The sequence below is a fragment of the Methylibium sp. genome (assembly GCF_013817365.1).
GTDB lineage: Bacteria > Pseudomonadota > Gammaproteobacteria > Burkholderiales > Burkholderiaceae_C > Methylibium.
In genome coordinates this window covers 1-20,146 of sequence record NZ_JACDCU010000020.1, presented here as the reverse complement: position 1 = coordinate 20,146, position 20,146 = coordinate 1, and the positions used below count along the sequence as shown (strand labels likewise).

19 protein-coding genes are annotated in these 20,146 nt (G+C 69.0%); 6 read left to right on the top strand and 13 right to left on the bottom strand.

The window, feature by feature from the left end:
* The first annotated feature begins 208 nt into the window (after nt 1-208).
* Complete coding sequence (locus tag H0W38_RS02885) at nt 209-1,207, top strand: tripartite tricarboxylate transporter substrate binding protein (RefSeq protein WP_292451043.1); 999 nt, start codon at nt 209-211, stop codon at nt 1,205-1,207.
* Nucleotides 1,208-1,370: 163 nt separating this feature from the next.
* Here H0W38_RS02885 and H0W38_RS02880 read toward each other — a convergent pair whose 3' ends face one another.
* A complete protein-coding gene (locus H0W38_RS02880; protein ID WP_292451042.1) occupies nt 1,371-2,468 on the bottom strand; it encodes an alkene reductase in 1,098 nt (365 codons plus the stop codon).
* Nucleotides 2,469-2,572: 104 nt separating this feature from the next.
* Between H0W38_RS02880 and H0W38_RS02875 the strand changes: the two genes are divergently transcribed.
* Nucleotides 2,573-3,415 carry an HDOD domain-containing protein gene (locus H0W38_RS02875; protein WP_292451041.1) on the top strand — a complete coding sequence of 281 codons (843 nt, stop codon included), beginning with the start codon at nt 2,573-2,575 and terminating at the stop codon, nt 3,413-3,415.
* Nucleotides 3,416-3,455: 40 nt separating this feature from the next.
* On the opposite strand, the gene H0W38_RS02870 is transcribed toward H0W38_RS02875, so the two are convergent.
* Nucleotides 3,456-4,286 (bottom strand): response regulator, encoded by an 831-nt coding sequence (locus H0W38_RS02870; RefSeq protein ID WP_292451040.1) that lies wholly within the window; start codon nt 4,284-4,286, stop codon nt 3,456-3,458.
* Between the two features lie 139 nt (nt 4,287-4,425).
* Here H0W38_RS02870 and H0W38_RS02865 point away from each other — a divergent pair, with 139 nt between their 5' ends.
* Nucleotides 4,426-4,911 carry a glutathione peroxidase gene (locus tag H0W38_RS02865; protein WP_292451038.1) on the top strand — a complete coding sequence of 162 codons (486 nt, stop codon included), beginning with the start codon at nt 4,426-4,428 and terminating at the stop codon, nt 4,909-4,911.
* A 93-nt stretch (nt 4,912-5,004) separates the two neighbouring features.
* Nucleotides 5,005-6,219 carry an amino acid aminotransferase gene (locus H0W38_RS02860; protein ID WP_292451036.1) on the top strand — a complete coding sequence of 405 codons (1,215 nt, stop codon included), beginning with the start codon at nt 5,005-5,007 and terminating at the stop codon, nt 6,217-6,219.
* A gap of 102 nt (nt 6,220-6,321) precedes the next feature.
* On the opposite strand, the gene H0W38_RS02855 is transcribed toward H0W38_RS02860, so the two are convergent.
* The 9 genes from H0W38_RS02855 to H0W38_RS02815 form a co-directional block, all read right to left on the bottom strand.
* Nucleotides 6,322-7,221, bottom strand: coding sequence for an EamA family transporter (locus H0W38_RS02855; protein WP_292451034.1), 900 nt, complete (start codon nt 7,219-7,221; stop codon nt 6,322-6,324).
* A 21-nt stretch (nt 7,222-7,242) separates the two neighbouring features.
* Nucleotides 7,243-7,965, bottom strand: coding sequence for an enoyl-CoA hydratase/isomerase family protein (locus tag H0W38_RS02850; protein ID WP_292451032.1), 723 nt, complete (start codon nt 7,963-7,965; stop codon nt 7,243-7,245).
* Entirely contained in the window at nt 7,962-9,134 is a 1,173-nt protein-coding gene (locus tag H0W38_RS02845; RefSeq protein ID WP_292451030.1) for a CoA transferase, read from the bottom strand. The genes H0W38_RS02850 and H0W38_RS02845 overlap by 4 nt, the downstream gene beginning before the upstream one ends.
* Nucleotides 9,135-9,232: 98 nt before the next feature.
* A complete protein-coding gene (locus tag H0W38_RS02840) occupies nt 9,233-9,937 on the bottom strand; it encodes an ABC transporter ATP-binding protein (protein WP_292451029.1) in 705 nt (234 codons plus the stop codon).
* Nucleotides 9,938-9,940: 3 nt separating this feature from the next.
* Nucleotides 9,941-11,845, bottom strand: coding sequence for a branched-chain amino acid ABC transporter ATP-binding protein/permease (locus tag H0W38_RS02835; protein WP_292451027.1), 1,905 nt, complete (start codon nt 11,843-11,845; stop codon nt 9,941-9,943).
* The gene (locus tag H0W38_RS02830) at nt 11,842-12,717 is read right to left on the bottom strand and encodes a branched-chain amino acid ABC transporter permease (protein WP_292451026.1); all 876 of its coding nucleotides are present in this window, start codon (nt 12,715-12,717) and stop codon (nt 11,842-11,844) included. Before H0W38_RS02830 ends, H0W38_RS02835 begins: the two co-directional genes overlap by 4 nt.
* Before the next feature lie 170 nt (nt 12,718-12,887).
* Nucleotides 12,888-14,243 carry an ABC transporter substrate-binding protein gene (locus H0W38_RS02825; RefSeq protein ID WP_292451025.1) on the bottom strand — a complete coding sequence of 452 codons (1,356 nt, stop codon included), beginning with the start codon at nt 14,241-14,243 and terminating at the stop codon, nt 12,888-12,890.
* A gap of 131 nt (nt 14,244-14,374) precedes the next feature.
* The gene (locus tag H0W38_RS02820; protein ID WP_292451024.1) at nt 14,375-14,545 is read right to left on the bottom strand and encodes a rubredoxin; all 171 of its coding nucleotides are present in this window, start codon (nt 14,543-14,545) and stop codon (nt 14,375-14,377) included.
* Nucleotides 14,546-14,576: 31 nt separating this feature from the next.
* Complete coding sequence (locus tag H0W38_RS02815; RefSeq protein ID WP_292451023.1) at nt 14,577-15,659, bottom strand: Rieske 2Fe-2S domain-containing protein; 1,083 nt, start codon at nt 15,657-15,659, stop codon at nt 14,577-14,579.
* 236 nt (nt 15,660-15,895) lie between these two features.
* On the opposite strand from H0W38_RS02815, the gene H0W38_RS02810 reads away from it, so the two are divergent.
* Nucleotides 15,896-16,687, top strand: a complete 792-nt coding sequence (locus tag H0W38_RS02810; protein WP_292451021.1) for an IclR family transcriptional regulator — start codon at nt 15,896-15,898, stop codon at nt 16,685-16,687.
* A gap of 6 nt (nt 16,688-16,693) precedes the next feature.
* On the opposite strand, the gene glpK is transcribed toward H0W38_RS02810, so the two are convergent.
* Together glpK and H0W38_RS02800 are read right to left on the bottom strand one after the other, a co-directional pair.
* Entirely contained in the window at nt 16,694-18,187 is a 1,494-nt protein-coding gene (glpK, locus tag H0W38_RS02805; RefSeq protein ID WP_292451019.1) for a glycerol kinase GlpK, read from the bottom strand.
* Nucleotides 18,188-18,214: 27 nt separating this feature from the next.
* On the bottom strand, nt 18,215-19,072 hold the full coding sequence (locus H0W38_RS02800) for a DeoR/GlpR family DNA-binding transcription regulator (RefSeq protein ID WP_292451017.1): 858 nt from the start codon (nt 19,070-19,072) through the stop codon (nt 18,215-18,217).
* 158 nt (nt 19,073-19,230) lie between these two features.
* On the opposite strand from H0W38_RS02800, the gene glpD reads away from it, so the two are divergent.
* Nucleotides 19,231-20,146: glycerol-3-phosphate dehydrogenase (gene glpD, locus H0W38_RS02795; protein ID WP_292451045.1), on the top strand; the 916-nt coding region annotated here is incomplete at its 3' end.

Sequence of the window (20,146 nt, the reverse complement as noted above, 5' to 3'; positions counted from 1 at the left end):
CCGGCAAGGGCTTGAAGAAGGGAGCGACGTTGCAGCATGAAGGCCTCGCGGTTCGGTTCAGGCGCACAGCATGTCACCCGATCGGCGCGCCGGCATCGGGAATTTCGCCCCGGAACTGTCACCGTCGCGACATCGGGAATGCCTGCAATGACCTTTGCGCACGCTGCGGCACACTGGCCCGCCGACATCCCCACACAGGAGACGCTCCATGCTGAACCGTCGCCATGCCCTGCTCGCTTTCGGCGCTGCGCCCTGGGCGCTGCACGCGCAATCCACTTGGCCGAACAAGCCGGTGCGCATCGTCGTGCCGTTCGCGGCGGCCGGCACCACCGACATCCTGGCGCGCGCGCTGGCGCCCGAGTTCCAGCAGGCTTTCGGCCAGCCCTTCATCGTCGAGAACAAGCCCGGCGCTGGCGGCAACATCGGCGCGGCCGAAGTGGCGCGCAGCGAAGGCGACGGCCACACGCTGCTGATGGGCACCGTGGGCACGCACGGCATCAATGTCTCGCTCTACCCGAAGCTGCCCTACGACCCGATCAAGGACTTCGTGCCGGTGACGCTGGTCGCTGCGGTGCCCAATGTGCTGGTCATGAACCCGGCCAAGGCCAAGGCCGCCGGCATCGATTCCGTGGCCGATCTCATCAAGTACGCCAAGGCCAATCCGGGCAAGCTCAACATGGCCTCGAGCGGCAACGGCACCTCGATCCACCTGGCCGGCGAACTGTTCAAGACTTCGACCGGCACCTACATGCTGCATTTCCCGTATCGGGGCTCGGCCCCGGCGCTGCTCGACCTGGTCGGCGGCACCATGGACCTCATGTTCGACAACCTGCCCTCGGCCATGGCGCAGATCCGCGCCGGCCGGCTCGTGGCGCTGGCCGTGACCAGCGCGCAGCGCTCGCCGGCACTGCCTGACGTGCCGACGGTCGCGGAGGCCGGCCCGGCAGGCAGCGGCCTCGCCGACTACGAGGCCAGCTCCTGGTTCGGCCTGTTCGCGCCGGCCGGCACGCCGATGGAGGTGGTCAACCGCGTGCAGCAACAGACCGCCAAGGCACTCTCTGCCCCGGCGCTCAAGGAGCGCCTGCAGGCGCAGGGCGCCGTGCCCAGCGGCATGAGCAGCGCCGACTTCGCACGTTTCGCCGAGCGGGAAACGCAGAAGTGGGCCGGCGTGGTGAAGGCGTCGGGCGCCAAGATCGACGGCGGTTGATCACCCGGCCCCGTCAGACACGGTCCCGCAACGGTCCGGGCCATTGCCCCGGCCGCCGCGACCGTGCCCTGCCAAGGCCTGACGAGGGTTCTCACGGCTTCGTTCCGGCCCGCGGGGGCCTCGCTTCCCCACGGCTGCCGCGTTCGGCTGCGCAGGCGAGGCCTCAGGCCGCTGCTCGCTCGAGCGCCGGATAGTCGGTGTAGCCCTTGGCGCCGCCGCCGTAGAGCGTGTCGGCGTCCAAAGCGTTCATCGGTGCGTCTTCGCGCAGCCGCCGCGGCAAGTCCGGGTTGCTGATGAAAGGCCGGCCGAAGGCCACCACGTCGGCAGTGCCGTCGGCCACAGCGTCGATCGCGAGCGCGCGGTCGTAGCCGTTGTTGACCATCCACGGCGTCTTCGCCCGCGTGCGCATGGCCTGGTAATCGAAGGGCTTGCCGTTCGCTGTCACTTCGCGGCTGCCGCCGGTTTCGCCTTCGATCAGGTGCAGGTAAGCCAGACCCAGCGGCGCGAGCTGTTCGGCCACGTGGCCGAAGAGCGCCTGCGGATCGGAGTCGCCGAGGTCGCCGAACGAGGTCATGGGCGACAGGCGCAGGCCGGTGCGGCCGGCGCCGATCTCGTCGCTCACCGCGCGCATCACTTCCAGCAGCAGGCGCGCGCGGTTCTCGATGGAGCCGCCGTAGGCGTCTGTGCGGCGGTTGGCGCCGTCGCGCAGGAACTGGTCGAGCAGGTAGCCGTTGGCGCCGTGCACTTCCACGCCGTCGAAGCCGGCTTCGAGCGCATGGCGTGCGGCGACGCGGTATTGATCGGCGATGCCGGGCAGTTCTTCGAGCGCCAGCGCGCGCGGCGCGGACACGTCGACGAAGCCGTCCTTCGTGAAGGTCTTGGCCTTGGCGGCCAGCGCCGAGGGCGCCACCGGCACTTCACCCGCCGGCAACAGCGAGACGTGCGAGATGCGCCCCACGTGCCAGAGCTGCAGCACGATCTTGCCGCCGCGCTCGTGCACCGCGCGCGTCACCGGCTTCCAGGATTCGACCTGCTCGCGGCTGTGGATGCCCGGCGTGTCCAGGTAGCCCTGGCCGAGCGGATGAACCTGCGTGGCCTCGCTGATGATCAGCCCAGCGCTGGCGCGCTGCGCGTAATAGGTCACGGCCATGGGCGCGGCGGTCTGGCCAGGGCCGGCGCGGTTGCGCGTGAGCGGCGCCATGACGACGCGGTTGGCGAGCTCGAGCTCGCCGAGACGGATGGGATCGAACAGGCTGGGCATGCTTTCCTTTTGTGTGAACGAATCGCGGTCACTGTAGAAGCCGTGCAAAAGACGTGCTCCTGCAAGCCTTCTCGCGTCGTGCATCGCCCTAGGATGGCCGCACCATGCCCATCGACCCTGCCCTGCGTTCTCTTGATATCGACCTGCCGGCCTGCCCGCAGATCCTTGTGCGCCTGTCCATGCTGATGGCCGACGAAGACGCCAACATGCAGTCGATCGCCACGCTGATCGAAGGCGACATGGCGCTGGCCTCGGCGGTCGTGCGATCGGTCAATTCAGCGCTGTTCGGCCTGCTGCGGCGGGTGGAATCGGTGCCCGAGGCGGTGCGTTTCCTTGGCGTGCGCGAAGTGTCGGCGCTGACGTTCGAGATCGGCCTGCGCGGCGCCTTCCCGCCCAGCCCCATGCTCACGGCGCTGTGGAACAGCGCCGGCAAGCGTGGCCTGGTCATGGGCCGTGCGGCGCACGTACTCGATGTCGATCCCTGGCTGGCCCACACGGCGGGCCTGTTCGCTGAAAGCGGCCAGGCCGCGCTGCTCGCGCACGACAGCACCGGCTATCAGAAGCTGGTCAAGGCCAGCCCCGATGCGCTCGCCTGGCTCGACGCCGAGCAGGCGCTCTACGGCGTCAACCACGCCACGCTCGGTGCGGCCTTGTGTCAGGCCTGGGGCCTGGCCGTCGAGGTTGCGGCGAGCGTTCGGTTGCGCCCGCTCGCCCTTCGCAGCCTGCTCGGCGGCACGGAGGCTGAACTCGCCGTGCAGTGGCAGCACGAAACCTTCATGGTCAAGCGCTTGCTGGCGCTGGCCGCCGCGGTCGATTGCGCCCTGGCCGATGCCGACGAAGGCGAACTGGCGCGCGCCTGCGCCCGGATCGCGCCGCTGGCCGCGCTGGACGCGGTGCTGCTGCACGAGGCCGTGGCGGCCAGTGCCGCCAAGCTGGGCGGTCAGTGAACGGGAGTCGCTGAAGCCTGACGGCGGTCTGCGGCGCCCTTCAGTCCTGGCGCGCCCGCCGCCGCCGGTTGCCGTGGGCGTTCAGCACGGCGAACAGGGCTTCGGACGCGATCGGTTTGGCAAGGTGCTCGTCGCACCCCGACAGCAGGCCGCGCACGCGGTCGCTCGGGCTCGCCGGCGCGCCGACCAGCACGACGGCCGGCGCGCCGGCGCCGCCCTGTTTGATGCGCTGGCACAAGACCAGGCCGTCCAGCTCGGCCAGCGCCACGTCGGCGAAGACGAGGCGATAGCGCTGTTCGGCGAGCCGGGCCAGCGCCTGCTGCGCATTCACCGCCTCGGCGACGCGGCAGCCCAGGCTTTCGAGTTGCATGACAAGCAGGCGGCGGGTGGTGTCGATGTCGTCGACGACCAGCACGTCGAGGTTGAAGCTGGCGGTGCCGGCCTTGCGGGACGGGCTCGGGGCGCTCGCTGGTGCAGCCGGCGTGCTGCAGGCCGGCGCGGCCGGGAGCTCTGCCGCGGCAGCGGTCGACAGCTCGGTCGCGCCTGAGCTCATGGTGGAAGACGGCGCTTCACGTGCCAAGGCATCGAGCGCACTCGCGACCCGGCGGGGATCGATCGGTCGCGGCAGGTGCGCTGCCGCGCCGTCAGGTGCCGCGGCGCCGACATAGAGGCTGGCACCCTGGCGGCGCGCCGCCCGCACCGCCTCGACGGCGGCCGGCCGGTCGGCATCGACCACGCAGAAGTCGCAATCGGCCAAGCTGGCATCGGCCTCGAAGCCGGGTCGGCGCATGCACAAGCGGAAGTAGCTCTGCAGCGCCTGGCGCTCGAACGCGCTGAAACCCTCGAGCGCCAACCTCAGGCTGGAGCTCATCGGGCGTGGCTCTGGCGTGTGCAATCGGGCGTGCGCGGCATGCAGCCGATGCTCGGTCCGCCCGGTGCCAGCGTCAATCCTGCCGGCCGCACGAAACGCACTAGCATCGCGACTTGTGCACACGGCCGGGGGCAACGACATGGGCACCGTCTACGACTTCGAAGCGCAGACGATCGGCGGCAAGGCGGTGTCCTTGTCCGACTATCGCGGACAGGTGCTGCTGGTCGTGAACACCGCCAGCGCCTGCGGCTTCACGCCGCAGCTCGGTGGGCTCGAGGCGCTCTGGCAGGAGTACGGCGCGAAGGGCCTGACGGTGCTCGGTTTTCCGAGCAACCAGTTCGGTCGGCAGGACCCGGGCAGCAACGACGAGATCGCGAGTTTTTGCCAGGCCAACTACGGGGTCAGCTTTCCGATGATGGCCAAGGTCGAGGTCAACGGCGGCGGTGCGCATCCGCTTTATCAATGGTTGACGGAGGAGGCCAAGGGCCTGCTCGGCACCCGCGCGATCAAGTGGAACTTCACCAAGTTCCTGGTCGGCAAGGACGGCCGGGTGCTCGGCCGCTACGGCTCGATCGACAAGCCCGAAGCGCTGAAGAAGGACATCGAAGCCGCGCTGGCCGCGTGAGCGCCGAGAGCGGTGGGGTGGCTGCGCGACAAGCCCGGCCGCATCGACCGGCAAGGCGCCTGCTTCGATAATCCGCCCCTCACTGGAGACCGCATGTTCGAGCACATCGAGCCCTACCCGGGCGACCCGATCCTCAGCCTCAACGAGGAATTCCAGAAGGACCCACGGGCGCACAAGATCAACCTGAGCATCGGCATCTATTTCGACGATGCCGGGCGCATCCCGGTGCTGGAATCGGTGCGCAGCGCCGAGGCCCGGGTGCTGGCGGCGAGCGGACCGAAGTCTTATTTGCCGATGGAGGGCGCCGCCAACTTTCGCAGTGCGGTGCAGGCGCTGGTGTTCGGTGCCGGGCACGAAGCGGTGACCCGCGGGCGCATCGCCACCATTCAATCGGTCGGCTCGAGCGGCGGCCTGAAGGTGGGGGCCGACTTCATCGCCCGCTTTTTTCCGGGCAGCCAGGTGTGGGTGAGCGACCCCACCTGGGACAACCACCGCGCCATGTTCGAGGGCGCGGGCCTGACTGTGAACACTTATCCCTACTACGACGCCGGCGATGCACGGGCGACGCCGCCGCGTCCGGCAGGCGGCCTGAACTTCGACGCCATGCTGGCGACGCTGCGCACGCTGGCGCCGAGGAGCATCGTGCTGCTGCACGCCTGCTGCCACAACCCGACCGGCGTGGACCTCACGCCCGCGCAGTGGGACGCGCTGATCCCGGTGCTGCGCGAGCGCGAGCTGCTGCCCTACCTCGACCTCGCCTATCAAGGCTTCGGCGACGGCATCCAGGCCGATGCCCGGGCCGCGCGCGCGCTGGCCTCGGCCGGGCTGTCGTTCTTCATCGCCAACTCGTTTTCCAAGAGCATGAGCGTCTACGGCGAGCGCTGCGGCGCGCTCAGCGTCGTGTGCGCCGACGCAAAGCAGGCCGACAACGTGCTCGGCCAGCTCAAGTTCACCGTGCGCCGAAATTATTCGAGCCCGCCGATCCACGGCGGTCAGCTCGTCGCCACCGTGCTCGGCGATCCGGCGCTGCGCGATCAGTGGGAAGGCGAACTCGCCGCCATGCGCGAGCGCATCCTGGCGATGCGCCGCGCGCTGCACGACGCGCTTGCTGCGAACTTGCCGGGGCGCGATTTCGGCTATCTGCTGAGCCAGCGCGGCATGTTCAGCTACACCGGCCTGACGCCGAGCCAGGTGGACCGGCTGCGCGAGCAGCACGCGGTCTACCTCGTGCGTTCGGGGCGCCTGTGCGTGGCCGGCCTCAACAGCGGGAACGTGCAAGCGGCGGCCCACGCCTTGTCCGAAACGTGAAGACGGTCGGTTCTGGACTGAAATAGGCAAGCAGCCGGCCAGCCTGAAACAGGCAAGCAGCCCGTCGCGGCAGCCGTTGCGCAGCAAGGCACTCGCGGTCGATCACCGGACGGCCTGATTGGGGGTCGACGGTCCGCGCAGCGAATTGCGGGACGCCAGCGTGTTGAGCGCCAGGCCGGTGAGCACGAGCGCGGTGGCGCCCAGCTTCCACGGCGGCATGGCCTCGCCGAGCAGCGCTGCCGACGCGGCCATGCCGAACACCGGCACCATCAGCGCCGCCGGGGTGACGGTGGCGGCCGGGTGGCGGCTCAGGAGCCAGTTCCACACGCCGTAGCCGAACAGCGTGTTGCCGAGCGACTGCCAAGCCACGGCGGCCCAGGCGGCCCCGCTGGCTTGCGCGAGGCTGGACGCGACCAGCGCCGGGCCTTCGAACAGCAGGCTGAGGACGGCCAATGCCGGCGCGGCGAACACGCTGCTCCAGACCATGAAGCCGAGCATGTCGACGCGTCCGGCCGACTTGGCCACCATGTTGGCGCCGGCCCAGCACGCCGCTGCGCCCAAAACGAGGGCGAGGCCGAGAACGGTGACGCTGTCCTGGTCGACGTGGCCGGCGATCAGCGCCATGCCGGCAGCGGCCAGCGCGAGCGCGGCCCCCTGCAGCAAGCGTGGGCGTTCGCCGACGAGCGCCATCGCCAGGCCGATGGTGAAGAACACCTGGGTCTGTATGACCAGCGAAGCCAGGCCCGCCGAGATGTCGGAGCGCAGGGCCACCACCATCAGGCCGAACAGCCCCACGCCGTGCAGCGCACCGAAGGCCGCGAGCGTTTGCCACGCGACGGCGGGGCGCTTGACGAACAGCAGGAAGGGGAATGCCGCGAACGCGAAACGCAGGGTCGTGAACAGCAGCGGCGGCAGTTCGGCCAGGCCCCATTTGATGACGACGAAGTTGGTGCCCCAGACCGCCACCACGGCCAGGGCGAGCAGCAGATGCGTGAGGGGCATCAGACCAGTGTAGGGGCCCGCTCAAGCACGGCGATACGCCGCGATCCTCGCGTGAAGGCCCGGCCGCGAGACGCTGCGCACCAGTTCGGCCAGGTCGCGGTCGGCATCGCCGGCGTCGGTCAGCGCGAAGAGCGAGCGCAGGCTGGTGGCGTCGAGCTTGCGCGTCGAGTGCATCAGCGCTTCGACGCGGGCTTGCGGATCGACCTCTTCCGACAGCTCGCTCAGCAAGCCGCACTCCAGCGCGGCGTGCGCGTCGAGTTCCTCGTTGTGCAGCAGGATGCGGCGCGCCCGCTCGGCGCCGGCGATGGCGGCCAGCCGCCGCGTGCCGAGGGCGACGCCGAACTGAAAGCCCGGGAACCTGAAGCGCGCGGCCGGCGTGCCGATGCGGATCGCGCACGAACAGGCGATGTCGGCGCCCGCGCCGAAGGCGGCGCCGGACACCCAGGCAATGGTCAGGCAGTCGGCCGCACGCAGCCGCGCCAGCAGCTGGTCGATGCGCACGAAACGCAACAACAGGTCGCCTTCGCTCTGCTGCTCGTACGCCGTGAAGTCGAAGCCTGCGCAGAAGTTTTTTCCTTCGCCGGTGATCAGCAGCGCGCGTGTTTCAGCGCCGATCGCGTCGAGGCTCGCGTGAATGCCATCGACCAATTCGGCCGACAGCGCGTTGGCCTTGTCGGGGCGCTGCAGCTCCAGCGTGCGCAGCCCCTCGGGGGAAGCTGGCGACAGCCTGACGAGTTCGCTCATCTCAACCACTCGCTGCGCACCGCCTCGTTGTGTTCTCCCAGGCGCGGCGGTTGCGCATCGACCTTGAACTGGTAGCCGCTGATCTGCACCGGAAAGCCGATCGCCGGCGTGGTCATGCCGTTGGGCAAGGTCAGCTCCGAGACCCAGCCGCTCTCCTTGACGTGCGGATCGGCCAGGATGTCGGCGAAGTCGTTGATCGGCGCGCAAGGTACGCCGCGGCGGTCGAACTCGGTGAGCCACTCGGCCGCCGACCGCCGGGCGAAGCAGGGCTGCAGCAAGGCGGCGAGCTCGCGCTGATGGGCCGCGCGCAGGGTCTGTGTCGTGAAGCGCGCATCGTCCTTCAGCGCCATGAGGTTCACCGCTTCGCACACCTCGCCCCACAGCTTGTCGTTGCCGGCGGCGATGACGAAGGGCTTGTCGCTCGCCTGGAAGGCCTGGTAAGGCGCGTTGCGCGGGTGCGCCGAGCCGAGCCGCTGCGGCGCGTTGCCGGTGCCGAAGTACTCGCTGATCTGCAGCGCCGAGATGCCGAGCGTGCAGCCGAGCATGGAGCAGTCGATGCGCGCGCCGACGCCGGTGCGGCGCACCTCCATCACCGCGGCGAGGATCGAATAGGCCGCGTACAGGCCCGCGGTGAAGTCGGACACCGGCACGCCGCACTTGACCGGCGCGCCGTCGGCTTCGCCGGTCACGCTCATCAGGCCGCTGATGGCCTGCACGGTCACGTCGAAAGCGCCTTTCTTCGCGTAGGGCCCTTCCTGGCCGTAGCCGGTGACCGAGCAGTAGACGAGCTGCGGCCGCCGCTCGCGCAGCGCCTCGTAACCCAGGCCCAGGCGCTGCATCACGCCGGGGCGGAAGTTCTCGATCACGATGTCGGCCACCGCGCACAGGTCCTGCACGCGGGCGACGTCCGCCGCATCCTTGAGGTTCGCCGCGACGCTGCGCTTGTTGCGGTTGAGCGAGGCGAAGTTGCCGCTGTACGCCTCGGCACCCGACTCGGCGCGCATGAGCGGCGGCCACTGGCGCATGCCGTCGCCACCGTCGGCGTTCTCGACCTTGACCACATCGGCGCCCAGGTCGGCGAGCAGCATGCCGCAGAACGGCACGGTGACGATTTGCCCGAACTCGAGCACTTTGAGTCCGGCCAGCGGCCGGACGGAATCTACTGACATAACCGCTCCTCTCAGGAATCGATCGTCTTTCGCTGTGCCACCGCGGGCCCGGGGGGAAGGGCGGCTGTCCCTCGTGCGTGCGGATGAGCCCTCCGGCGCTAGACCGAAAGGTGGCGCTTCTGGGTTTCCTTGTCGGCCAGCAAGGCCTTGGCGCCTCCCTCGTGCACGACCTGGCCGTTGCTCAACAGGTAGACGCGGTCGGCGAGCGTCAGGCAGGCCTTGACGTTCTGCTCGACGATCACGATCGTCTGGCCCTGCTTCGCGAGCTGCCCCACCACTTCCATCAGCGCCTGCACGATGATGGGCGCGAGACCCTCGAAGGGCTCGTCGAGCATGAGCAGCCGCGGCGCCTGCATCAGCGCACGGGCGACCGACAGCATCTGCTGCTCGCCGCCCGAAAGGTGCCGGCCATTCGATTTGCGGCGTTCGCCCAGCCGCGGGAATATTTCGTAGATCGTGGCGGCCGTGAGCGGCTTGGCGCAACCCATTGCGGCGAGCACCAGGTTCTCCTCCACCGTCAGCCCGCCGAAGATGCGCCGGTCCTCCGGCACGAGCTGGATGCCGATGCGCGCCCGGTTCTCCGGCGAGGCGCCGTGCAGCGCCTGGCCGGCGTACTCGATCTGCCCGGACTTCGCCTCGATCACGCCCATGACGGTCTTGAGCGTCGTCGTCTTGCCCGAGCCGTTGCGGCCCAGCACCGCGACCACCTCGCCTTCGGCGACGTGCAGGTTCACGTCGTGCAGGACGTGCGATTCGCCGTAGCAGGCGTTGAGGTCACGCAGTGCGAGCAGCATCGGCTTCATCTTTCACTCCGAGGGCACGCCGAGGTAGGCGGTGTGCACGGCCGGGTCGTCGCGGATTTGCGCCGGCGGGCCGACGGCGATGTTGCGACCCATGTGCAGCACCGCCACGCGATCGGCCAGGCCGAACAGCGAGTCCATGTCGTGCTCGACGACCAGCACCGTGCGGCCCGCGCTGGCCGACTTGATGACGCGAACGACCTGCACGCGCTCGTCGGGGCTCAGGCCGGCCAGGGGCTCGTCGAGCAGCAGCACCTCGGGGTGCGTGGCCAGCGCAATGCCGATCTCCAGGCGGCGCTTCTCGCCGTACGACAGGTCCGACACCGGGCCGCCGAGGCGGTCGTTCAGACCCATCATCGCGAGCAGCCGGTCGGCCTCCTTCATCAACTCGCTGTCGGGCTTGATGCGGCTCAGCACGTCGAAGCGGAAGGCGCCGCGCGAGCGCGCCAGCAGCGGCACCAGCAGGTTTTCGCGCAGGCTCAGCTCCGGGTAGACCTGCACGATCTGGTAGCTCTTGCTGATGCCCATGCGGCAGGCCTCGCGCACGCCGATGCCGGTGATGTTCCTGCCGCGAAAGTGCATCTCGCCGCTCGTCGCCGCCATCTCGCCGGTGAGGATGCGAAACAGAGTGCTCTTGCCCGCACCGTTGGGCCCGATCAGGCCCATGATCTCGCCCTCGCGCACGGACAGGCACACGTCGTCCAGCGCCACCAGCCCGCCGAACTCCTTGCGGATGTGACGCGCTTCGATGACCGGCACGCCGCCCTCGGCAGCGCTGCGTTCGTCACCGGCCGCACGGCTGCGGCCCGGCACGGCCCGGCCGGCGAAGAACTCGGCGGGTGCTGCCGGCGGCGCGAAGGCGGTGAGCTTCTCGCTGGCGGCCAGCGCAAGGCTGGCCGCGGCCAGGCGGCGCTTGTAGAAGAAGTGCTGGATCTCGCCCACGATGCCGCGCCGCATCGTCGTGATCGCCAGAATGAAGAGGGCCCCGAGGATCAGCTTCCACATGCCGCCGATGCCCGGGATCTGCTGGAGGATGTCGCGCAGGTAGATCCACAGCGCCGCGCCGACCAGCGGGCCGATCAGCGTGCGCATGCCGCCGACCACGGTCTGCATCACGACCTGCCCCGAGGTGTCGAACGCGAAGGCGTCGGGCCCCACGTAGCTCTGAAAGATGCCGATCAGCGTGCCGGCCAACCCCGCGTAGCCGGCCGCCACGACGAACGCCGCCATCTTGTAGCGCTGGATGTTGTGGCCCACGGCCAGCGAGCGGTCCGCGTTGATGCGGATCGCGTTGAGCACGCGGCCGAAGGGCGACGTGACCAGGCGCCGCGCGAACCAGAACGTGGCGATGAAGATCGCCAGGATGACGGCGTACATGCCCCAGTCTGGCTTCAATTCCAGCAGCGTGTCGCCGACTTGCCAGGTGGGGTGCGGCACGCCGGGCAGGCCGTTGTCACCGCCGGTCCAGGGCGCGAGGATCGAGTGCTGGATGAAGAAGCACAGCTCGCTGATCGCGAACGTGATCATCGAGAAGTAGATGCCCACGCGCCGCAAGGCAACAAAGCCCACCAGCACGCTGAAGGCCATCGACGCCAGCACGCCGGCGCCGATGGCCAGCGGAAAGCTCGTCACGATGCCGCTCACCAGCAGGTAGGCGGTGACGAAGCCGCCGGTGCCGAAGAACGCGGCCTGCCCGAACGACAACAGGCCAGCGTAGCCGAACAGGATGTCGAAGCCCAGGCCGAAGATGCCCCACAGCAGGATGCGGATCGCCGTGTCGACCGAGCCGCCCGCGGAAAGCAGCACGAAGGGCATCACGCACAGGGCGAGCGTGAGCCAGACCTCGACCGGCAGCGCAAAGGCGCGGCGCCGAACGCCGTTGGCGTGCGCCGCGAGCTGCTGGGCGGTCATTTGCGCCCCTCCTCGCCCATCAGGCCGCGCGGGCGCAACGCCAGGATCGCCACCATCGTCGTGAACAGCGCCACGTCGCTGTAAGCGGCCTCGAAGATCGCGGTCAGCGTCTGGATCTGTCCGGCGATCAACCCGCCGAGGATGGCGCCGGGAAACGAGCCCAGCCCGCCGATCACCACCACCACGAAGGACTGCACCATGAAGCGCGCGCCCACGTCGGGGTTGATCGACACGATCGGCGCCATCGCCACGCCCGCGATGCCGACCGCGAGCACGCCGAGCGCGAAGACCATCGCGCGGATCCGGGAGGCGCGCAGGCCGAGGATGCGCACCATCAGCGTGTCCTCGATGGCTGCGCGCACGATCAGCCCCAGCCGCGAGTGGTACAGCATCAGGTAGAAGGCCAGCAGCGACAGCACGGCGATGCCCAGCACCACCAGCCGATAGGTCGGGTAGATGATCGGCCCGAGCGAGATCGCGCCGGCCGCCCACTCGGGCGACGGCATCGTCTTGCCGATGCCGCCGAACCAGGCGCGCAGGCCTTCGACGATGACGATGCCCAGGCCGAAGGTCAGCAGGATCTGGTCTTCGTGGGGGCGCTGGTAGAAGCGGCTGATCAGCCCGCGCTCGACCACGAAGCCGATCGCGCAAGTCGCCAGTGCACCGAGCGCCAGCGCAGCGAGGTAGGAGCCCGTCCACTCGAAGACCAGCCAGCCGGCGTAGGCCCCGATCGCGAAGAACGCGCCGTGCGCGAAGTTCACCAGGCCCAGCGTGCCGAGAATGATGGTCAGCCCCGAGCCGACCAGCGCAAGCATGCCGCCGAGGATCAGGCCGTGGAATATCTGCGATATCACGAGTGCAAGCGGTGGCATGCGGGTCTCCGTGGACTTGCCGTGTGCCGGACAGACAGGCAGGGCGGATCGAAGCGAGGGACGGGCAGGGGGTCGGCGGCGCGCCGGTGCCCGCTGGACCGTGTTGCGCCCGGACCCCCGGCCCGGGCGCAACACTTACTCGCGGGTTCGGCGCACGACGCGGCGCGCGCTCAGGCGACGTCGCCCATCTTGCAGGCGACCTGATCGAGCGGCGGCACGGCCTGGGCGCCGGGAACGATGCTGACGATCTCGTAGTAGTCGTCCTTGGACTTCATCTCCGAGGGCTTCTTGCCGCGCATCACCGGCACCGGGCGGATCAGCTGGTGGTCCTCAGGCCGGTACATCACGTCGCCGAGGCTGGTCTTGATCGGCACCTTCGCTTCCAGCGCCTTGATGACCTCGGGCGGGTAGAAGGTCTTGGCGCGCTCGACCGCCACCGCCCAGATCATCATCTGGTTGTACGCGATGTGGGCCGGCCAGTACGGCTTGTACTTGTGCTTGGCCTCGAAGTCGTCGACGAAGATCTTGGCGAGCTCGTTGGTCTCGGCCAGCGTCCACCAGAAGTCCATTGCGCCCAGGATGTCTTGCGTGACCTCCGGGCCGAGCTGCTGCGCAAGAAACGGCTGCAAGGTCGGCACGACCAGCGCGCTTTTCTTCGTCACTCCGAAGTTCGCAGCCTGCTTGACGGACACCGAGGCGTCGTTGCCGACCGTGCAGTTCACGAACACGTTGGCGCCGCTGTTGGCGATGTTGAGCAAATAGGTGCTGAAGTCGGCCGTGCCCACCGGGCAGACCTGCTTGCTCACCGTCTTCCAGCCCATCGGCTCGGTCAGCCGGGCCATCGATTCGAACTGCGTGTGGCCGAAGGTGTAGTCGGGCACCAGGTAGGCGACCTTCTTGTCCCTGCCCAGCCGCTCGAGCAAGACGGGCGCCATCGCGCGTGACGCCATGGTCGTGCTGGGCTGCGAGCGGAAGCTGTAGCGCTGACAGTCCTTGCCGGTCACGTCGTCCGAGCCCGAGGGGCCAGCCATATAGAGCACCTTTTCGCGCTGCGCCAGCTTGCCGAGCGCGACCGTGACCGCGCTGCTGTAGCAGCCGGTCATGAGGATGGCCTTGTTGTTGCGCAGGAAGCGGGTCTGCCCCTGGATGGCCGACTCGGCCTTGGCTTCGGAATCGACGACGCCGAAGGCGACCGTCTTGCCCAGCACGCCCTTGTCCTTGAGCTCGGGCACCTTGCCGACCAGCCGGCCCGAGTTCAGGTGCTCGAACGCGAGCTCGAAGCCGAGCTGCTGGTCCTTGCCTTCGGCCGAATAGGCGCCGGTGAGCGGAACGGACACGCCGACGAACACCGAGCTGCCCTGCGTGCCGGCCGGAAAGTTGCCGAGCGCCGGATAGCTCTGTGCATGGGCCTGTCGCGCGGCGCCGGGCAAGAGCCCGAGTCCGGCCGCGGCTGCGGTGGACAACACCAGTCCGCGGCGCGTGGCGTCGGGGGTGGTGTCGAGAGGGGTATGAAGCTTCTTTGTCACCTCGATCTCCTTTTGAGAAAACCACCGACAGACCCTGCCGGACTCCGCGGTCCTGCTACAGCGATGTCAGCCATTGACCGGCCGCATGCGGCCGACCGCTCGACGCCTGCGACAACCAGCGCCTCGATTCTTTAAATCTCCACCATCTCGAACTCGTCCTTGCTGGCACCGCAGTCGGGGCAACTCCAGGTGGCGGGCACGTCGGCCCAGGCGGTGCCCGGGGCGAGGCCTTCTTCCGGCAGGCCGGCCGCTTCGTCGTACTCGAAGCTGCACAGTTGGCAGCGCCAGCGCCGCACGTTCACCCGCCGACCCCTGCGCTGCGGCCGCGCGGCTTCATGCCGCGACCGCCGCTGGCTCTTCGGCCGTCCGCTCCTGGCTCACCATCTCGCGCACGATCTCTCGGGCCTTGAGGATTCCCGTGTCCGAGCGCAGGTACATCTCGCCGACGTAGTGGTCCTCGGGCAGATCCATCATCTTTTGCTGTTCGACCAGCGCCCACAGGTCCTGCGCGATCACGCCGGGGAACTGCTCGGCGACGCGGGCTACAGCCGAAACCTTCGGGTCCGCAGGCCACTTCTCGCCGGCGCGGCAGCAGGCGAACACCCGCCAGCGGTGCGAGTGCTCGTCGACCGGTGTGATCGTGTGGGTGAGGATGTAGCCGCGCTCGGCGGGCGTATCCAACTCGCCCGGTGGGGCGCAGCGCAGATCCACGCGCACGACCGCCGGTGAGATCATCTTGTGCGTGTGCTGCCGGTCGACGACGGGATAGCCGAAGAAGTCTTCCAGGTAGGGCGGGTGCCGGTAGGACTCGGCCTTGCGGATCGAGGCGACCGAGCGGTTGCCCTGGATCGGCTCGTGCACGAACTCGACCGGGATCTCGCTGTTGGCGATGTCGCCGATGTTGCCGTCGTGCAGCGGGTAGAAGTGGCTGATGTCGAGCAGGTTCTCGATGAGCAGCAGGTAGTTGGTCGGCACTTCCACGTTCTGCACGCGGATCATTTCCCAATGCGCGCTGTCGAGTTCGGGAATGCGGGGCGGCTGCAACTCCGGGTTCGCTTCGTCGCCCATCCAGATCCACACGATCCCGTCCTGCTCGACGATCGGGTAGGGCCGCAGCTTGGCGCGGCTCGGGATCGGCCGGCCGGGCTGTGAGGGGATCTTCACGCACTTGCCCGCCGTGTCGAAGCACAGCCCGTGGTAGGCGCACTCGAGCGTGCCGTCGGCCAGCAGCTTGCCCGAGGCGAGCGGCATCTTCTTGTGGCAGCAGCGCCCGTCGAAGGCGATCACTTCGCCGTCCTCGGGGCGCCACATCACCAGCGGCAAGCCGACGATCGTCTGCCCGACCAGCTTGCCCGTGGGGAACTCGTCGCTGGAGCCGGCGACGTACCAGAGGTTTCGGATCAGTGTGTCTTTCATCAGGCCTCCACGACGACGATTACGAAAATCGAGCGTCAAACTTGTTCCAAATAATGGAACGATGTTTCGAATGTCGATACAAGCGTAGCACTCGGCTGTTCGATGTCAACGTTGCCGGTATCGGGATAAACGCGAACATCCTTTGACTGTCCAGAGCCGACAGCAAGGGACCCGCCTTGACACTGCCCGCTTCCGGCACCTAATCTCCGGTACGCTGTATCAACATCTGGAACAACATGGACGCCACCTTCGCGAAGGGTCTGCAGGCGCTCGAAGCCCTCGCAGCAAACCCGAACCTGTCGGGCGTGACCGACCTTGCCCGCCATCTCGGCCTGACCAAGAGCAACGCGCATCGGCTGCTGCAGACACTCGTGGGTTGCGGCTACGTGCGCAACGTCGAGCAGAGCGGCAAGTACGAACTCACGCTCAAGCTGTGGGAGCTCGGCGCGGCGGTCGTCGGCCGGCTCGACCTGAAGACGGTATCGACCGAGTACATGGAGCGCCTGTGCCAGTTGTCCGGTGAAACCGTGCACTTGTCGGTGCTGGACGGGATGGAGGTCATCTACCTCGACAAGGTCGACAGCCCCCACCCCGTGCGCTCCTACTCGCGCGTCGGCGGGCGGGCGCCAGCCTATTGCGTGGCCACCGGCAAGGCCTTGCTGGGTTATGCGTCGCCGGCACTGATCGATGCCATTTCGCTGGAGCTCAAGCCGTTCACGCCCTTCACCGTCACGACGCCCAACGAGCTGAGAAGCGAGCTCGAGAAGCTGCGGCAGGTGGGCTACGCGGTGAACCGCGGCGAGTGGCGCGACGGCGTGTGCGGCATCGCGTCACCCATCTGGAATGCCGGCGGCCATGTGTGCGCTGCCATCGGCCTGTCGGGCCCTGCCGACCGCTTCAAGCCGCGCAGCCTCAAGCAGATGGCGCCCAGCGTCGTGAGCGTGGCCCAGCAGATTTCGGCGCGGCTGGGCTACCGCCCGCGCGAGGACGGCGCACAGATGTCGGAGCTGGCCGCCAAGGCAGCCTGAGGCGTTTCAGGCCGCCGTCGCCTGCCGCACGGCGCGCTCCCAGCGCGCCATCAGTTCGGCCGCGCGTTCGCGCGGCATCGTCGGCAGGAAACGCCGCTCGACCTGCCACTGCGCCGACAGTTCATCGAGGCCCTTGTAGACCCCGCAGGCCAAGCCCGCCAGGTAGGCGGCGCCGAGTGCGGTGGTCTCGATGACCTTGGGCCGCACCACCGCGATGCCGAGCAGGTCGGCCTGGAACTGCATCAGCAGGTCGTTCACGCACGCGCCGCCATCGACGCGCAACTCGCTCACCGGCTGCGCGCCGGCCGCTACCGCATCGCGGCTCATCGCCGCGAGCAGCGCGGCGCTCTGGAAGGCGATGCTCTCCAGCGCCGCCCGCGCGATGTGCGCCACCGTGGTGCCGCGCGTCAGGCCGACGATCGCGCCGGTGGCCTGCGGCTGCCAATAGGGCGCGCCCAGGCCGGTGAAGGCCGGCACGAACACCACGCCGCCGGCATCGGGCACGCTCTCGGCGAGCGACTGCACCTCGCTGCTGCCCTTGATCGCGCGCAGCCCGTCGCGCAACCACTGCACCACGGCGCCGGCGATGAAGACGCCGCCTTCCAGGGCGTACTCCTTCTGCGGGCTCGTCTGTGCCGCGCTGGTGGTGATCAGGCCGTTGGCCGAGGTCTGGAACGCCGCGCCGGTGTGCATGAGCATGAAGCAACCGGTGCCGTAGGTATTCTTGGCCAGCCCGGGGCGAAAGCACGCCTGGCCGAACAGGGCGCTCTGCTGGTCGCCGGCGACGCCGCCGATCGCCACCGGTGCGCCGAGCAGATCCACCTCGCTGTGCGCGTACACATGGCTCGAAGGCAGCACCTGCGGCAGCAGCTCGCGCGGAATGTCGAGCAGGGCCAGCAGCTCGTCGTCCCACTGGTTGGTGTGCACATTCAGCAGCATCGTCCGCGACGCGTTGGTGACGTCGGTGGCGTGCAGCTTGCCGCCGGTGAGCTGCCACAGCAGCCAGCTGTCCACGGTGCCGAAAGCCAGCTCGCCGCGCCGCGCTGCGTCGCGCGCGCCGGGCACGGCATCGAGGATCCACTTGAGCTTGGTGCCGGAGAAGTAGGCGTCGATGATGAGCCCCGTGCGCTCGCGCACCAGCGGCTCGGCGCCGGCTTCGCGCAGCGCGGCGCAGGTGGGCTCGGCGCGGCGGTCCTGCCAGACGATGGCGTTGTGGATCGGCTCGCCGGTGCGGCGGTCCCACACCAGCGTGGTCTCGCGCTGGTTGGTGATGCCCAGCGCCGCGAGGTCCTTCGCCTGGATGCCGGCCTTGGCGAGCACCTCGCGCGCGGTGGCAAGCTGGCTGCTCCAGATCTCCCGCGGGTCGTGCTCGACCCAGCCCGGCTGCGGATAGATCTGGCGGAACTCGCGCTGCGCCATGGCGACGATGCGCCCGGCCCGATCGAACACGATGCTGCGCGAGCTGGAGGTGCCCTGGTCGAGGGCGAGCAGGTAGGTCATGGCGAGTCTTCGTGGCGTTTATGGGCCTCAGTCGGCCTCGCGACGATCCTCGTTGCCCGAGGCGCCGCTGGCAAGCGCCGCCGAGCCGTGGGTCGCGCTGCTCTCGGCCGAGACTGGCGCGCTATCGCCGACCACCAGCTCCACACCCGCCTCCGCCAGCAGCCGCGGGAAAGGCTCCGGCGGCGGGGCATCCGTGAACAGCCGGTCGAGCTGCTCCAGCCGCGCCAGCTCCACCATCGCCGGCCGGTTGAACTTGCTGTGGTCGGCGGCGAGCCAGACCTCGCGCGCCTGCCGCACGATGGCGCGCGCCACCTTCACTTCGCTGAAGTCGTAATCGCGCAGGGTGCCGTCGGCCTCGATGCCGGAGATGCCGATCACGGCGATGTCGACCTTGAACTGCGCGATGAAATCGACCGTCGCCTCGCCCACGATGCCGCGGTCTCGCTGGCGCACCACGCCGCCGGCGACGATCACCTCGCACTGCGGGTTGTCGCTGAGGATGGCCGCGACGTTGAGGTTGTTGGTGATGACGCGCAGCCCGCGGTGGTGCAGCAGCTCGCGCGCCACCGCCTCGGTGGTGGTGCCGATGTTGAGGATGAGCGAGCAGCCCTCGGGCACCTGCTGCGCCACGGCGCGCGCGATGCGCGCCTTGCCGTCGGCCTGCAGCGCCTGACGCTGGCGGTAGGCGATGTTCTCGGTGGTCGAGCCGGGCATCCGCACGCCGCCGTGAAAGCGCGCCAGCAGGCCGGCCTCGGCCAGCCGCTGCACGTCGCGCCGCACAGTTTGCAGGGTCACTCCGAACTGCTGCGCCAGCGCCTCGACCGAGACGGCGCCGCGGGCGCGCACCTCCTCGAGCAAACGGGCTTGGCGGGGGTTGGGAGTCATGCTGCCGCGAGCCTAAACGAACAAAAACGAAACTGAACTTGGGTAAACACCTGTGCGTTATTGATCGTTTCGGCTTACAACCTGCCTTCTTACCGATGCTGCAGCCCCGGAGAAACCCCCTCGTGACCCCCGACGCGCCCGCCTCGGCGCCTGTCCTGATGCCCGCCTCGGTGGCCGTCGCCGGCTCGCCGGCCGATCCGCTGCGCTGTGACGTGCTGGTGGTCGGCGGCGGCATCAACGGTGCCGGCATCGCACGCGACCTTGCCGGGCGCGGCTGGCGGGTTCTGCTGTGCGAGCGCGACGATCTCGCGGGGCACACCTCATCCTCCTCCACCAAGCTGATCCACGGCGGGCTGCGCTACCTGGAGTACTACGAGTTCTCGCTGGTGCGCAAGGCGCTGCAGGAGCGCGAGGTGCTGCTGCGCAGCGCGCCACACATCATGTGGCCGCTGCGCTTCGTGATGCCGCACGACGCCGCCACGCGGCCGGCCTGGATGGTGCGCGCCGGCCTGCTGCTGTACGACCACCTGGCGCGCCGCGAGGTGCTGCCGGCCTCGCGCGGCATCGACCTGCGCTCGCACCCGGCCGGCGCGCCGCTCAAGCGCGAATTCACGCGCGGCTTCGTCTACAGCGACGGCTGGGTCGACGACGCCCGGCTGGTGGTGCTCAACGCCATCGACGCCGCCGCCCGCGGCGCGACGGTGCTCACGCGCACGAGCTGCATCGCCGCGCAGCGCAGTGCGACGGGCTGGACCGCCACCCTGCGCGCGGCCGACGGCGCCAGCACTTCGGTTCATGCCCGCGCGCTGGTCAACGCCGCCGGCCCCTGGGCTGAAAGCTTCCTGCGCGGCATCGCCACGCCCGCTGCCGGCGAGGCGCTCGCCACGCGCAGCCTGCGGCTGGTCAAGGGCAGCCACATCGTCGTGCCGCGCTGCTTCGAGCACGATCACGCCTACATCTTCCAGAACCCCGACAAACGCATCATCTTCGCCATCCCCTACGAGCGCGAGTTCACGCTCATCGGCACCACCGATGTCGAGATCGCGCATGACGACCCCGGCGCCGCGCACATCG